19 protein-coding genes are annotated in these 14190 nt (G+C 39.1%); all 19 read left to right on the top strand.

The annotated features are described in order from the left end of the window. The first annotated feature begins 5 nt into the window (after window positions 1–5). Window positions 6–1025, top strand: coding sequence for a flagellar motor switch protein FliG (gene fliG / locus BK575_RS20520; protein WP_078413282.1), 1020 nt, complete (start codon window positions 6–8; stop codon window positions 1023–1025). Further along, window positions 1018–1797, top strand: a complete 780-nt coding sequence (gene fliH, locus BK575_RS20515; RefSeq protein WP_169907927.1) for a flagellar assembly protein FliH — start codon at window positions 1018–1020, stop codon at window positions 1795–1797. The genes fliG and fliH overlap by 8 nt, the downstream gene beginning before the upstream one ends. Beyond that, complete coding sequence (gene fliI, locus BK575_RS20510; protein ID WP_078413278.1) at window positions 1787–3106, top strand: flagellar protein export ATPase FliI; 1320 nt, start codon at window positions 1787–1789, stop codon at window positions 3104–3106. The genes fliH and fliI overlap by 11 nt, the downstream gene beginning before the upstream one ends. Further along, on the top strand, window positions 3103–3555 hold the full coding sequence (gene fliJ, locus BK575_RS20505; protein ID WP_139368083.1) for a flagellar export protein FliJ: 453 nt from the start codon (window positions 3103–3105) through the stop codon (window positions 3553–3555). The genes fliI and fliJ overlap by 4 nt, the downstream gene beginning before the upstream one ends. 8 nt (window positions 3556–3563) lie before the next feature. Continuing rightward, on the top strand, window positions 3564–4166 hold the full coding sequence (locus tag BK575_RS20500; RefSeq protein ID WP_078413276.1) for a MotE family protein: 603 nt from the start codon (window positions 3564–3566) through the stop codon (window positions 4164–4166). Window positions 4167–4189: 23 nt separating this feature from the next. Beyond that, window positions 4190–5185, top strand: coding sequence for a flagellar hook-length control protein FliK (locus BK575_RS20495; RefSeq protein WP_078413274.1), 996 nt, complete (start codon window positions 4190–4192; stop codon window positions 5183–5185). Window positions 5186–5194: 9 nt separating this feature from the next. Beyond that, a complete protein-coding gene (gene flgD / locus BK575_RS20490; protein ID WP_078413272.1) occupies window positions 5195–5833 on the top strand; it encodes a flagellar hook assembly protein FlgD in 639 nt (212 codons plus the stop codon). Between the two features lie 13 nt (window positions 5834–5846). Continuing rightward, the gene (locus BK575_RS20485; RefSeq protein ID WP_407984357.1) at window positions 5847–6239 is read left to right on the top strand and encodes a TIGR02530 family flagellar biosynthesis protein; all 393 of its coding nucleotides are present in this window, start codon (window positions 5847–5849) and stop codon (window positions 6237–6239) included. A gap of 72 nt (window positions 6240–6311) precedes the next feature. After that, window positions 6312–7208: a flagellar basal body rod protein FlgG gene (gene flgG, locus BK575_RS20480; RefSeq protein ID WP_078413268.1), complete on the top strand. Its 897-nt coding sequence runs from the start codon at window positions 6312–6314 to the stop codon at window positions 7206–7208. A gap of 60 nt (window positions 7209–7268) precedes the next feature. Then, window positions 7269–7478, top strand: a complete 210-nt coding sequence (locus BK575_RS20475) for a flagellar FlbD family protein (protein ID WP_078413266.1) — start codon at window positions 7269–7271, stop codon at window positions 7476–7478. A 4-nt stretch (window positions 7479–7482) separates the two neighbouring features. Continuing rightward, a complete protein-coding gene (gene fliL, locus BK575_RS20470) occupies window positions 7483–7911 on the top strand; it encodes a flagellar basal body-associated protein FliL (RefSeq protein ID WP_139368082.1) in 429 nt (142 codons plus the stop codon). A 32-nt stretch (window positions 7912–7943) separates the two neighbouring features. Continuing rightward, the gene (gene fliM, locus BK575_RS20465; RefSeq protein ID WP_078413264.1) at window positions 7944–8939 is read left to right on the top strand and encodes a flagellar motor switch protein FliM; all 996 of its coding nucleotides are present in this window, start codon (window positions 7944–7946) and stop codon (window positions 8937–8939) included. Beyond that, window positions 8932–10149: a flagellar motor switch phosphatase FliY gene (fliY, locus tag BK575_RS20460; RefSeq protein WP_078413262.1), complete on the top strand. Its 1218-nt coding sequence runs from the start codon at window positions 8932–8934 to the stop codon at window positions 10147–10149. Before fliM ends, fliY begins: the two co-directional genes overlap by 8 nt. A 25-nt stretch (window positions 10150–10174) precedes the next feature. Beyond that, a complete protein-coding gene (locus BK575_RS20455) occupies window positions 10175–10537 on the top strand; it encodes a response regulator (protein WP_078413260.1) in 363 nt (120 codons plus the stop codon). A 142-nt stretch (window positions 10538–10679) separates the two neighbouring features. Further along, window positions 10680–11330 (top strand): flagellar biosynthetic protein FliO, encoded by a 651-nt coding sequence (locus BK575_RS20450; protein ID WP_078413258.1) that lies wholly within the window; start codon window positions 10680–10682, stop codon window positions 11328–11330. Continuing rightward, complete coding sequence (gene fliP / locus BK575_RS20445; protein WP_078413256.1) at window positions 11323–11991, top strand: flagellar type III secretion system pore protein FliP; 669 nt, start codon at window positions 11323–11325, stop codon at window positions 11989–11991. The genes BK575_RS20450 and fliP overlap by 8 nt, the downstream gene beginning before the upstream one ends. Before the next feature lie 9 nt (window positions 11992–12000). Beyond that, a complete protein-coding gene (gene fliQ, locus BK575_RS20440; RefSeq protein ID WP_078413254.1) occupies window positions 12001–12270 on the top strand; it encodes a flagellar biosynthesis protein FliQ in 270 nt (89 codons plus the stop codon). A 2-nt stretch (window positions 12271–12272) separates the two neighbouring features. Further along, window positions 12273–13046: a flagellar biosynthetic protein FliR gene (fliR, locus tag BK575_RS20435; protein ID WP_078413252.1), complete on the top strand. Its 774-nt coding sequence runs from the start codon at window positions 12273–12275 to the stop codon at window positions 13044–13046. 8 nt (window positions 13047–13054) lie between these two features. Continuing rightward, a complete protein-coding gene (flhB, locus tag BK575_RS20430; protein ID WP_078413250.1) occupies window positions 13055–14131 on the top strand; it encodes a flagellar biosynthesis protein FlhB in 1077 nt (358 codons plus the stop codon). The last annotated feature ends 59 nt before the right edge of the window (window positions 14132–14190 follow it).

Raw genomic sequence — 14190 nt, 5'->3', positions numbered from 1 at the left:
GTCAAATGGGAAAAGCAGATCAGAAAAGAGAGTTGACAGGGAAGCAAAAGGCCGCTGTCTTACTCATCTCACTTGGACCTGATGTGTCAGCACAAGTATATAAGCATCTATCGGAAGAAGAAATTGAACGCTTGACTCTAGAGATTTCAGCGATGAGAAAAGTTGATACAGGTGTAAAAGACTCTATTATGGAAGAGTTCGAGCAAATCACTCTTGCGCAAGACTATATTGCCCAAGGGGGAATTGGCTATGCTAAAACGATTCTTGATAAAGCCCTTGGCTCAGAACAGGCCGCAAGGATTATTAATCGTTTAACCTCTTCGTTACAAGTTTTACCATTTGATTTTGCTCGAAAAGCGGATCCGAAGCAAATATTAAATTTTATTAGAGATGAGCATCCTCAAACGATAGCTTTAATCTTGTCTTATTTAGAGCCCGCGCAGGCAGGACAAATTTTATCGTCTCTTGCCCAAGAACAACAAGCAGATATTGCAAGAAGGATAGCTTTAATGGATAGTACTTCACCTGACGTCATTAATGAAGTAGAACAAATCTTAGAGCGGAAATTATCAGCGACCGTAACTCAGGATTATACAAAAACAGGCGGGGTAGAGTCAGTAGTAGAAGTGCTCAATGGCGTGGATCGAGCAACGGAACGTACCATTTTGGAAGCTTTAGAAATTCAAGATCCAAAATTAGCGGAAGATATTAAGAAAAGAATGTTTGTATTTGAGGATATTGTCACACTCGATAATCGTTCGATTCAACGAGTTATTCGAGATGTAAATAATGAAGATTTATTGTTAAGTCTAAAAGTTGCCAGTGAAGAAGTGAAAGAAATTGTTTTCCGCAATATGTCAACGCGGATGGTCGAAACTTTTAAAGAAGAGATGGAGTTTACGGGTCCTGTGCGCTTAAAAGATGTGGAAGAGGCGCAGTCGAGAATTGTAGGAACGATCCGGAGATTGGAAGAAGTTGGAGAAATCATCATATCTCGAGGTGGAGGAGACGATATTATTGTCTAGTATCATAAAGTCTCAGTTTACTAACAACGACCATTGGAATAGGGGGAAAACCATACAAATTAAACGGTTCGCTTCGGCATCTTCAATTGAGCAAGAAGAAAATCTTCGAGAGAGGTTAGAGCAGGAAGCGGAAAATCTTATTTTGGAAGCTCAGGCGAAAGCGGAAGCTATTGAACAGCAGTCGCAAATGATGCTTTCACAAGCGAAGAGGCAAATTGAACATGATCAGCAGCAGTGGGAGGACGAACGACAAAGAATTGCCTGGGAAGCTAAGCAACAAGGGTATCAGGAAGGGCTTCGCCAAGGTAAACAAGAGGGAATGCAAGCTTATGAAACATTGCTGACTGAAGCAAGAGCAATGATTGAACTCACCAAACAAGATTACTATTCTTATATGGAATCTTCGGAAGAAATCATTTTACACCTCGGTCTTGAAATTGCAGAAAAAATTATAGGACAGCAGCTGGCGCAGGATCCGGAAAAGCTTTTGTCGCTTGTCAGAACTGCACTTAAAGAAGTAAGGGACCATAAGGAGATTCAGTTATTCGTCTCTGTTTCTTCTTATCCGTTCATTCAAGGATATAAAGAAGAGCTGATGGCTTTATTGAATGGCGAAGCAAGTTTATTCATTTACCCGGATGGAGAGCTGGCAGATACGTCCTGTATTATTGAGTCATCATTTGGACGCATTGATGCAAGTGTAGACAGCCAGCTTGATGAAATCAAGAAGCAATTAACAGAACTGCTGAAGGAAGATGTAAATGAAAGTTAAAGAATTGATTAAAGAAGTAAAGCATATTTCTTCTTTTAAGCGTTATGGCAAGGTAACGAGGGTCGTCGGCTTAATGATTGAATCAAAGGGACCTGCTACTTCTATCGGTGATGTGTGCTATATCTACATTGGACATTCGAATTCTCGTAAGCGAATCCAAGCAGAAGTGGTTGGATTTAAAGAAGAGCATGTAATTTTAATGCCATATACATCTGTACGAGATATTTCACCTGGCTGTATGGTAGAAACAACTGCAAAGCCCCTGCAAATTAAAGTGGGGGAAAGACTCATTGGAAAGGTGCTAAACCCCCTCGGAGATCCATTGGATGGAAGCGGGTTGCCACGAGGCTTGACCCCTGTGATAACTGAACAATTCCCTCCCAATCCACTGGAACGTCCCCCTATTGTAGAACCTATTGAAGTAGGTGTGAGGACAATTGATAGCTTATTAACCGTTGGAAACGGGCAGCGCATTGGCATATTTGCAGGAAGCGGCGTGGGGAAAAGTACAATGATGGGGATGATTGCCCGTAATACGAAAGCGGATTTGAACGTTATCGCTTTAATTGGAGAACGCGGGCGTGAGGTACGGGAATTTATTGAACGTGATTTAGGATCTGAAGGTTTAACCCGTTCAATTGTAATTGTCGCGACATCCGATCAGCCTCCGCTGATGAGAATAAAAGGGGCGTATACCGCAACAGCCATTGCGGAGTATTTTCGAGATCAAGGTTTGAATGTCATGTTTATGATGGATTCTGTTACTCGTGTGGCCATGGCTCAGCGTGAAATCGGACTGGCTGTTGGAGAACCGCCGACAACAAAAGGTTATACGCCTTCCGTTTTTGCTATTTTACCAAGCTTATTGGAAAGAACAGGGACGAATCAGCAAGGTTCTATCACAGCATTTTATACAGTGCTTGTGGATGGAGACGATATGAATGAGCCGATTGCAGATACAGTGCGAGGCATTGTGGACGGCCATATCGTGCTTGACCGGAGCTTGGCCAATAAGGGACAGTATCCGGCTATCAATGTGTTAAAAAGTGTTAGTCGTGTCATGAATAATATTGTTTCTTTGGAGCATCGAAAAGCGGCAGAGAAGTTAAGGGATTTATTGTCAACGTATATAGATTCTGAAGATCTCATTAGCATCGGTGCTTATAAACGGGGTTCTTCCCATGAAATAGATGAAGCTATTCACTATTACCCTAAAATCATTTCATTTTTGAAGCAAGGAACCGACCAAAAAATCTCGATTCATGAAAGCATTGAAATGCTCCATACTCTCATTGGGGAAGGTAAATGACCATTATGGCGTATCAATATAAATTCGAACGAGTAATGTCCATCAAGGAAAGCGAAAAAGACCGTTTAATGACAGAATACAATGAAGCTGTGCAGAGCTTTGAAAAAGTAGGGCAGCAACTGTACGAATATTTAAAACAAAAAGAACAATTAATAGATGAACACGCTGTTAAAATGAGAATGGGATTATCCATTACAGACGTGAAACAGTTCCAGCTTTTTATCGACCACCTGGAAAAAATGATTGCTGTATATCAGCAAAAAGTGATGTCGGCCCGTCAAACGATGCAATTGACAGAGTTGAAACTGCGCGATAAAAACATGGAAGTGAAGAAATTTGAAAAAATGAAAGTCAAAGATTTTCGAAGATATAAAGAGACTCAAAAAGAGCTGGAGTCAAAACAAATGGATGAGGTGTCGATCCAGCAATATATGCTTAAGGGGAATTAGGTGAAATTGTGGGTAAAGCACAAGGAATGTTAAAAGAAGAAAAGAAGCACAGTAAGCTGCAAGTGTTTTTCTTTGTGATTTTTATTCCACTCGTCTTTACGGCAGTGATAGTTTATGTTCTGCTAATGCTTTACGGTATGGATGTTAATGAAAAGGTGAAAGAAGCGGTCAAGGACATTCCATTTCTTTCTAAAGAAGAACAGGCAGTGGAAGAACAGAATATACAAAGAAATGAAGATATTACACAATTAGAAACAAGTTTACAAGAAAAAGAGAAGAAAATACATGATATGCAGGACAAACTTAACGAAAAGGATTTAGAGCTGGAGAGTTTGCAAATACAGGTTCAGCGCCTTAACGAACAATTGGCGGAAGCCGATAAGAAAAAAGAGGCAGAACAAACAGAGTTAAAAGAGATTGTGTCGGCATACGAAAAAATGACACCTAAAAAAGCAGCTCTCATTCTCTCGGAATTGGAAGAAGATAAGGCAGTGAGGCTGCTCACGCAATTTAAGTCAGACAAGCTTTCCAGTATATTGGAAAAAATGGACCCGGCTACAGCAGCTCAATATACGGGAATTTTATCTGAACGAACTTCTCAGGATGATTAGCAATTGAAAGGGGGTGAATAAAAATGTATACGGCCGCTATTACAAACAACGGGGTCGATCGAAAGCAATCTATAACGAATTCGGTGGTTAAAAAAGGTGACGAAGTAGAAGAAAAAACGGGGTTCGAGGCCGTTTTAGAAGAAATCAAAATTGAGATGGCAGCCGTACAGCCGACTAATCCCCCTAAAAGTATGTTGCTCACGGATAAGGAGAAGGGGGTGGCAGCGTTTGTAAAAGGTTGGCCGGACCCGGGTGCTGATTTGCCGGTTAAGAATGGACTCATTAAAAAACAAAATAGACTTGATTTTATTAAACTTAATTTGTCTTTAAAAGCATTGCTGACATCGAAAGAGACGACAGAGACCGCTATTTCGGAGGCTTCTAAAGCAGAACAACTTGTAAACAAAGGTGTTAGAGAGAATCACGCCAATTTGAGGCTGCTGACTGCCATGGGAATGGAGCAAGAAGCTTTGCCTAAAACGGGAAACGAACAGGATATGGTGCCTGTAATCAGGCTGGAGCAGCTGCTGCCAATGACGAAAGCAGAACAGTATGCGCTGCATATCGGATCAGCGGGTAAAGGAATAAATGAGGAAGGTTTTCTTCGGGAGTTTCAGCAACTTTTGGGACGCAGTTCATTCATGCAAAACGGTGACCATTCAAAATTAATGATTAAGTTATTTCCCGAACATTTAGGGGCGTTAAGAATTGAGATTGTTAAAAATGAACATGGGATGACTGCTAAAATGATCGCTTCTACGCAACAGGCACAGGAGTTGTTGGAGTCTCAATTATCATTATTGAAACAGGCTTTTACGAATCAGCAAATCCATGTGGACCGAGTGGAAATTCAGCAGCAATTCCAGCCTTTCGAAAAATTCATGAATCACGGCTTCCAAGAGCATGAACAGCCTGGGCAGGAGAGGAACGAAAAACAGATGGCTGAAGATGAACAAGAAGACGAAGAAAACGATTTTTCCATAACCTTTGGGGAAGCGTTATTTAATTTCAATGTTTAGGTGGTTTTTATGTCAACTAAAATAGATCAAAGCCTTTATTTATCAACTTATCAAAATCAAGGGCGTTCGGTTGGTAACAGCAATTTAGGGAAAGACGAATTTTTGAAAATTTTAATGACTCAATTGCAGCACCAAGACCCTACGAATCCAATGGAAGACAAAGATTTTGTTGCTCAAATGGCGACATTTTCTACATTGGAACAAATTACTAATATGGGAAAAGCTTTTGAAGATTTTGTTCAGCTGCAAAAACAGGGAAGTTTAATTGCCTATCAGCAAATGATTGGTAAGGAAGTCAGCTATAGTGTACCTGTTGTGGAAGAAGATGGAACAACAGTCAAAAAGGGCGAGGGAATCATCGAGAATATTCAATATATAGATGGAGAAGTCACTTTTACTTTAAGTGATGGCTCTGTTGTGTTGCCTGAAAATGTTTTTGAAGTCCAAACGACAACGGATGAGAATTTAATGATGCAAGCAAGCCAATTGATTGGTAAGTATATAACATGGATCAATGAGGACGGAGCGGAGCAGGAAGCTGTAGTACAATCGGTTCTGTTCAAAAACGGCAAGTCGATATTTTCTGTAGGCGGCGATGAAGGTGAAGCAAGCGTAACATCCAGTCAGATTGTGAAAATAAGAGCATAGAAAATCAGGAGGTGTGAGCTTGGATAAAAAAATTACTCATAGTCTTTACACACCTGTAACAACTAAACCAGCTTATCCCAAAAGCAAGTTGCTTTACGGTTCATCATTCAAACAGCAATTTGAATTGGCAAAGACTCAGCCAAGAGAGACCGAATTGAAAATCAGCAAACATGCTAAGCAGCGGATGGATGAACGAGATATTCAAATTGAGCAATCTCAATGGAGACAACTTGCACAAAAGGTAGTAGAGGCAAGAAGAATGGGCGTTAATGATTCCCTTGTATTGATGGAAAATGTTGCTTTAATTGTAAGTGCTAAAAATAATACGGTTGTAACAGCCATGAACAGAGAGGAAACCAAATCTCAAATCTTCACAAATATTAATGGGACAATCGTTATTGAATAAGCTGGACCTTATAAGAGGAGGCTTGGGCTGTTGACCGACTGATACAGCCAATAAACGAAGGGGGAAAATAGAATGTTACGATCTATGTATTCGGGAATTAGCGGGATGAAAAATTTCCAAGTAAAGCTTGACGTTATAGGTAATAACATTGCCAATGTCAATACATACGGCTTTAAAAAGGGGAGAACCACTTTTAAAGATATGGTGAGCCAGCAAATTTCAGGGGCTAGTGCACCTGGAAGTGGGAAAGGAGGAGTGAACCCAAAACAAGTAGGTTTAGGTTCGCAAATCGCAACAATTGATACGGTACATACGCAAGGAAGCTTGCAAACGACGGGGAGAATATTGGATTTATCTATTTCTGGAGATGGTTTTTTTGTTTTGGGAAATGGAGTAAACGGAACTGGTACAAATGCTACGATAACCAATCCAGTATTTACTCGAGCGGGAAATTTTTATCTTGACAAAAACGGGGATATAGTAAATGCGGATGGTTATTATTTAATAGGAGAAAGCTATACTCTTTCTGGTACTCCTCCAACTAGCACGCGTTCTAACGGTGTGGGGAAAATAAACATACCAACTTCCGCACAAAGTTTTAGTATTGGTTCAGACGGTACAGTAAATTATGTTGACAGTAATGGTGATTTAAGAACAGCTGGTGTTATTTCGATATCTAATTTCTCTAATAATGATGGTTTAGAGAAAATTGGCCAAAACTTATTTAAAAGCACAGCTAATTCTGGTTCTCCCGATAAAAATAGTGATGGATTAAAACTGGCAGAATTGAATACACCAGGAACAACAGGCGCAGGCACTATTGTAATGGGAACACTGGAAATGTCCAACGTCGATCTTTCAGAAGAGTTTACAGAGATGATTGTGGCACAGCGCGGCTTTCAAGCGAATACGCGTATCATTTCAACCTCAGATCAAATTTTAGAAGAACTGGCTAATTTAAAACGATAGTTTCATAGTTTAAAGGGGGGAGGAGCTTAGAGATAAAATTCTTTCTAAGTTCCTGTAAAGATGATTACATTGACACGCCTTAACGGCAAACCGTTTACACTGAACGCTTTTTATATTGAACAAGTAGAGGCTTTTCCTGATACAACCATTACGCTGACCAGCGGAAAGAAATTTATTGTACGTGAATCGACCGATGATGTTGTCAAACTTGTTACGGTGTTTTATCGAAAGACAAACATGCTTGGTTTTCAAGGAAACATGGAGGGATAATTCTTTGTTTAAAAATAAGCTAGTCAGTATCATGCTTATCATTCTAATGGTTCTCGCACTAGTTGGTGCTGTTGCTGCTATTGTCGTACTTAAACTTACAAACAACAATCAAGTAAAAGAGCCTAGTGCTAAAGAGGTCGTGGAAGCAACAGTCCAAATAGATGAAATTACAACTAACTTGTCAAACGATCAATTTATTCGCATTGCTTTTTCGATTCAAACAGATAGTAAAAAAGCAAAGGAAGAGTTAGAAATGCGAGATTTTCAAGTTCGCGATATTATTGTTAAAGATCTCTCGGATATGAAAGCAGAACAATTTAAAGGAAGACAAGGGCTTAGTGAACTTGAAGAGAGATTGAAGGTAAAAATCAATAAGCTCATGCAAGAAGGGAAAGTTGTAAAAGTATATACAACCTCCAAAATGTTACAGTGACATTGAATGATGCTTTTAGGGGGTGAAATACGATGTCAGATGAAGTATTGTCACAAAGCGAAATTGATGCATTATTGTCAGCTTTGTCAAATGATGAAATGAATACAGAGCAGTTGAAAAGCGAAGAGAAAGAGCGAAGAGTGAAAGTATATGATTTTAAAAGAGCTTTACGGTTTTCGAAAGATCAAATCAGGAGTTTAAATCGAATTCATAAAAATTTTGCACGAATCTTAACAACCTTTTTATCTGCTCGTTTACGTACACTTGTTCAAATTTCGATTGCTTCTATTGATCAAATACCATATGAAGTATTTATTCGTTCTATTCCTCAGATGACGGTTTTAAACATAATTGAAATGGAACCGCTGGAAGGGCGAATTATCATGGAAGTCAATCCAAATGTTGCCTATGCCATCCTTGACCGAATTCTTGGCGGGAAGGGTGACAGCATCAATAATATTGAGAACTTAACAGAAATAGATACAAGGCTGTTAAGTAATTTTTTCTCGCAAACGCTGGATAGCTTTCAACAAGCTTGGAGTGGAATTATCGATATTGAACCATTACTGGTAGATTTTGAGGTAAATCCCCAGTTTCTGCAGATGATTTCACCAAACGAAACCGTTGTGGTTGTTTCTTTAAATATTCAAATTGGTGAAACGACAGGAATGTTCAATATTTGTATTCCACACATGTTGTTAGTACCGATTATTCCTAAACTTTCAGTACATTATTGGATGCAGTCTACCAAAAAGGAACCATTACCTTATGAAATTAAAACGCTGGAAAAGAAAATCCATAGCACCCAGCTGCCGGTTATTGCTGAATTAGGGTCTGTTAATACGTCTATTAAAGAATTTTTAATGCTCAATGTAGGCGATGTGATTAGGCTTGATCAAACCATCGATCAGCCCTTAACCATAAAAGTAGGGGGAGTTCCGAAATTTTTTGCGCAACCGGGGAAAGTAAAGAAAAAACTAGCTGTTCAAATTCTAGAAGATTTTAAAGGGGGGGACAACAATGAGTAACGAAATGCTTTCGCAGGATGAAATTGATGCACTATTAAGAGGAAGCAGTCTTGATAATGAATTATCTTCCGAGGAAAATAAGCTTCCCCCGCTGGCTGACTATTTTTCAGAGATTGAAGAAGATACTCTTGGAGAGATCGGTAATATCTCGTTTGGCAGTTCTGCTACGGCACTTTCAGCATTATTGAATCAAAAAGTAGAGATTACGACACCACATGTTTCACTTATCTTTCATAAAGATTTGGCATCAGAATTTCCGAAGCCTTATGTAGCCATTGAGGTTAAATACACGGAAGGTTTTTCCGGAAGTAATCTTCTTGTTATTAAACAAAGCGATGCAGCTATTATTGCAGACTTGATGTTGGGGGGAGATGGAACAAGCACCTCTGAGCTAATGGATGAGATTCAATTAAGTGCAGTTCAAGAAGCAATGAATCAAATGATGGGCTCTGCAGCCACTTCTATGTCGACTATTTTCAGCAAAAAGGTCGATATTTCTCCGCCGAGCATAGAGTTATTGAATCTTGTAGAAGGTTCAGGAACACATGCTATTCCGTCAGATGATATTTTGGTAAAGAGTTCATTCAGGCTAAAAATTGGAGATTTGATTGATTCAAATATTATGCAATTATTGCAGTTGCCATTTGCGAAAAAACTAGTAGAAGATTTATTAAATCCTAGTGAAAATCCATCCGAACCTAGTTATACTAAAACAGCGAGTGATACAAGGGCATCCCAACAAGAAATACCGGTAATACCCCAACAGTCTTATCAGGAGGTCAAAGAACCTGTACAAGCAGTATCGCAGCAATATGCCAACTATCCACCGGTTAATCAGCCTGCTCAACAATCAATTGGTTCACAGCCTATTAATCAACCGGCCCATTCGGTTGATATACAGCCTGCTTCATTTTCGAGTTTTGAAGATAAACACCTTCTAGAAAAAGAAACAAGAAACTTAGATATGTTGCTTGATATTCCACTTCAAGTAACTGTGGAACTTGGGAGAACAAAACGGACTGTCAAAGAAGTGCTGGAACTTTCATCAGGATCTATTATTGAACTGGACAAGCTGGCGGGTGAACCAGTCGATATTTTACTGAATAATAAACTGATTGCTAAAGGGGAAGTAGTTGTTATTGAAGAAAATTTTGGTGTTCGTGTAACAGATATCGTCAGCCAAAAGGATCGCATTAGTAATTTAAACTGATATGTTTGAGAGAGGAGACATATAAATGTCAAAACGGATTTTAATTGTAGATGATGCAGCATTTATGCGTATGATGATTAAGGATATTTTATCAAAAAATGGTTACGAGGTTGTGGCAGAGGCGGCAGATGGGATGCAAGCCATTGAAAAATATAACGAACATCAACCGGATTTAGTTACCATGGATATTACGATGCCTGAGATGGATGGTATTACAGCTTTAAAGGAAATCAAAAAAATCAACCCAGCGGCTAAAGTTATTATGTGCTCAGCTATGGGACAACAAGCAATGGTTATTGATGCTATTCAAGCAGGAGCTAAAGATTTTATCGTAAAGCCATTCCAAGCAGATCGTGTAATTGAAGCTATTTCAAAAACGCTAGCATAAAGGAACCTTCTATCATTTAGGAGTTCCTTTATTTGGGCTTTTACGGGCAGTTATTCCCCGCTTAGACTTCTTCGATTCTTGAAGTGGGGATTTTACTGCTCGTTAATGCGGGATAAATTAAAAAGAAGAGAGTGACAGACATTTGCGACATCAAATTATTGCATACATCATCCTGTCATTCATTTTAGTGATTGCTCCGCAAACCAAGGTGTTAGCGGAGCAATCGCCGCTATCTGTCAAAGAATGTTTGGAACAACCTGAAAAATGCCAAGATGCAAACAAACAAGAGCCTGATGAGCAAAATTCGGACAACGATCAAGCAGCCAGCATCGTTTCAGCATGGGATTTTGTAAAAATGTTTTTGGCTTTTTTATTTGTTCTTGCTTTGTTATATGCCCTTTTAAAACTATTGAATAAACGCAATCGAGTATTCCAGGCAAATCGCGTTTTTCAAAATTTAGGGGGTATACCTTTAGGAGGGAATCGCTCCATCCAAATTGTAAAAGTAGGAGAACGCATCTTAGTTATCGGTGTAGGGGATTCTGTTCAACTGCTGACAGAAGTAAAGGATGAACAGGAGAAAGAGCGGCTTCTCCAGTCGTTAGATCAAGCAACTGGTTTACAAGATGAATTTAAAGTGATATTGCCAAGTTTGTTTGATAAGAGAAAGAATCGGACAGATGGTGTGCAAGCTGATTTTAGCAGTATGTTAAAAGAGAAGATGAATGAGATCTCCAATCAGAGAAAAAACGCGATGAAGGTATTGGAAAGGAACGACCGAGACAATGAATGAATTTATGGAAATTTTCAGTACGAGTAATCCGGCGAACGTATCCACTTCTGTTAAATTACTTTTATTACTAACCGTTCTTTCTCTTGCTCCCAGCATCTTAATTTTAACGACTTGTTTTACGCGCATCGTCATTGTCTTGTCATTCGTCCGTACCTCGTTAGGTACACAGCAAATGCCTCCAAATCAAGTCATCATTGGTCTTTCTTTATTTTTGACGTTTTTTATCATGGCCCCTGTATTCTCGCAAGTTCATAAGGAAGCACTGGAGCCGCTGTTTGACGAAAAAATCACATTAGAAGAGGCTTATGAAAAAGCGTCTGTTCCAATGAAAGAGTTTATGAGCAAGCAAACAAGGCAAAAGGATTTGGCGCTGTTTTTAGAATATACGAATGCACCGAGACCCGAATCCATTCAGGATATTCCGATGTCGGCACTTGTTCCGGCATTTGCCATCAGTGAAATGAAAACGGCTTTTCAAATTGGATTTATGGTATTTATTCCATTTTTAGTCATCGATATGATTGTAGCGAGCGTTTTAATGTCTATGGGGATGATGATGCTACCCCCTGTAATGATTGCGTTGCCGTTTAAAATATTATTGTTCGTATTGGTAGATGGATGGAATTTAGTCGTGAAATCCTTGTTGTTAAGCTTTCAGTAGGTGAGAGAAATGAGTAGCGAATTTATCATATCATTAGCAGAAAAAGGGATTTATACCATCTTAGTAGTTTGCGGGCCTCTTTTACTATTAGCGCTTGCGGTAGGTCTAATTGTCAGTGTTTTTCAAGCTACGACTCAAATTCAAGAACAAACCCTGGCTTTTGTTCCAAAGATTGTGGCTGTTTTTTTAGGTATTGTATTTTTCGGTCCATGGATGTTAGCGAGAATACTAACGTTTACACATGATATATTGGCTAATCTGCATCATTATATAGGATGACGATGAACGAACTGCTTTCCTATTTTCCTGCTTTTTTACTTATTTTAGTTCGAATCGCATCGTTTTTAGTGACAGTACCTGTATTCTCGTATCGCAACATCCCGACCTCTCATAAAATTGGCTTGTCCGTTTTATTATCGTTCACCCTTGTAACGACAATAGAATTGCCCGTAATAAAAATCGATGATGAATTTATTTTACTCGTATTAAAAGAAAGTATAGTCGGCTTGTCACTTGGTCTCATCGCTTACATTGCAATCATGTGCATTCAAATAGCAGGCGGTCTTATTGACTTTCAAATGGGATTTGCGATGGCAAATGTCATAGACCCTCAAACGGGAGGACAAAGTCCTTTATTCGGACAGTATTTGTATATTCTTTCGTTGTTGTTTCTACTTTCCATTGATGGCCATCACTTGTTAATTCAAGGTATTTATCATAGTTATCAAATTATTAAAATAGATGATTTATCTCTTTCGATGGGGCAGGAACCATTTGTCCAATTTATTGTCAAAACGTTTGCGACCATGTTTTTAACAGCCGTTCAAATGTCTCTTCCAATTGTAGGGTCTATTTTCTTAGTAGATCTGGCATTAGGAATTATGGCACGCACTGTTCCGCAATTAAACATTTTTGTAGTAGGCTTTCCGATTAAAATTATTATTTCATTTGTGCTGCTAATTGTGGTCATGGGAAGCATGTTCATGGTCATTCAGCGCATTTTTGAGCAAATACTTTATGCTATGAGAACGTTAATGAACATTTTGGGAGGATAAGTTTATCCATGTTACGCTTAAATCTGCAATTTTTCGCCGGTGAAAAAACCGAAAAAGCGACTCCGAAAAAACGGCAGGAATCTCGTAAAAAAGGACAAGTAGCTAAAAGTCAGGATGTCAATACGGCACTGGTTCTTCTGCTCATTTTTTTATATTTTGCGTTTGGAGCCAAAACGCTGCTAAAGCAATTTATGGATCTTATCACCCATAGTTATGAACAATATTTGCTGCTTGATTTAACAGAAAAAAATATTGTGTTCATCTTGTTTGACTTGCTTCCTGAAATCGCAGTTGCAATTGGACCTATTATGTTGGTTGCTTTAATAGGTGGAATTGCAACGAATTATATGCAAATCGGTTTTTTATTCTCAACCGAAACATTGAAACCCGATTTGAAAAAAATTAATCCAATCAGCGGAGCGAAACGAATTTTCTCCGTTCGGGCTCTTGTGGAATTATTGAAATCCATTTTAAAAATTACCCTCGTAGGGGCAGTCACATTCGCCATTCTTTGGTTGAACCGGGACGAGGTGCTCTTGCTCGCTCAAAAAGGATTGATGGAAGGCCTCATTGTACTGGCGAAGCTTGTCTTTCAAATGGGGGTGGCAGCATCCATCGTTCTGCTGTTCTTATCGCTTTTAGATTATTTTTATCAAAAATATGACTTTGAAAAGAGTATCAGAATGTCCAAGCAAGACATTAAGGATGAGCATAAAAACATCGAAGGCGATCCGCAAATTAAATCAAAAATTAAGCAAAAGCAACGTGAAATGGCCATGTCCCGCATGATGCAGGAAGTGCCACATGCAGATGTTGTCATCACTAACCCAACACATTATGCCATTGCCCTTAAATATGACGAGGAAAAAATGGATACGCCGTTTGTAGTAGCATGTGGAGTGGATTATATAGCACAAAAGATTAAAGGGATTGCCGGGAACCATGAGATTGTCATGGTAGAAAACCGTCCGCTTGCGAGAGCGTTATATGAACAAACCGATGTCGGAGATCCGATTCCAGAAGAGTTTTTCAAAGCGGTGGCCGAAATTTTGGCCTACGTATACCGAATTAAAAATAAAGTTTGAGAAAGACTTATCGTTTCATTGGCTAATTAGGGCGGATACAGATTCTAAAATCATCTATA

Origin of the sequence: Priestia abyssalis (genome assembly GCF_002019595.1) — a bacterium.
GTDB classification, from domain to species: domain Bacteria; phylum Bacillota; class Bacilli; order Bacillales; family Bacillaceae_H; genus Bacillus_BA; species Bacillus_BA abyssalis.
This window is presented reverse-complemented; position numbering and strand designations above follow the sequence as displayed.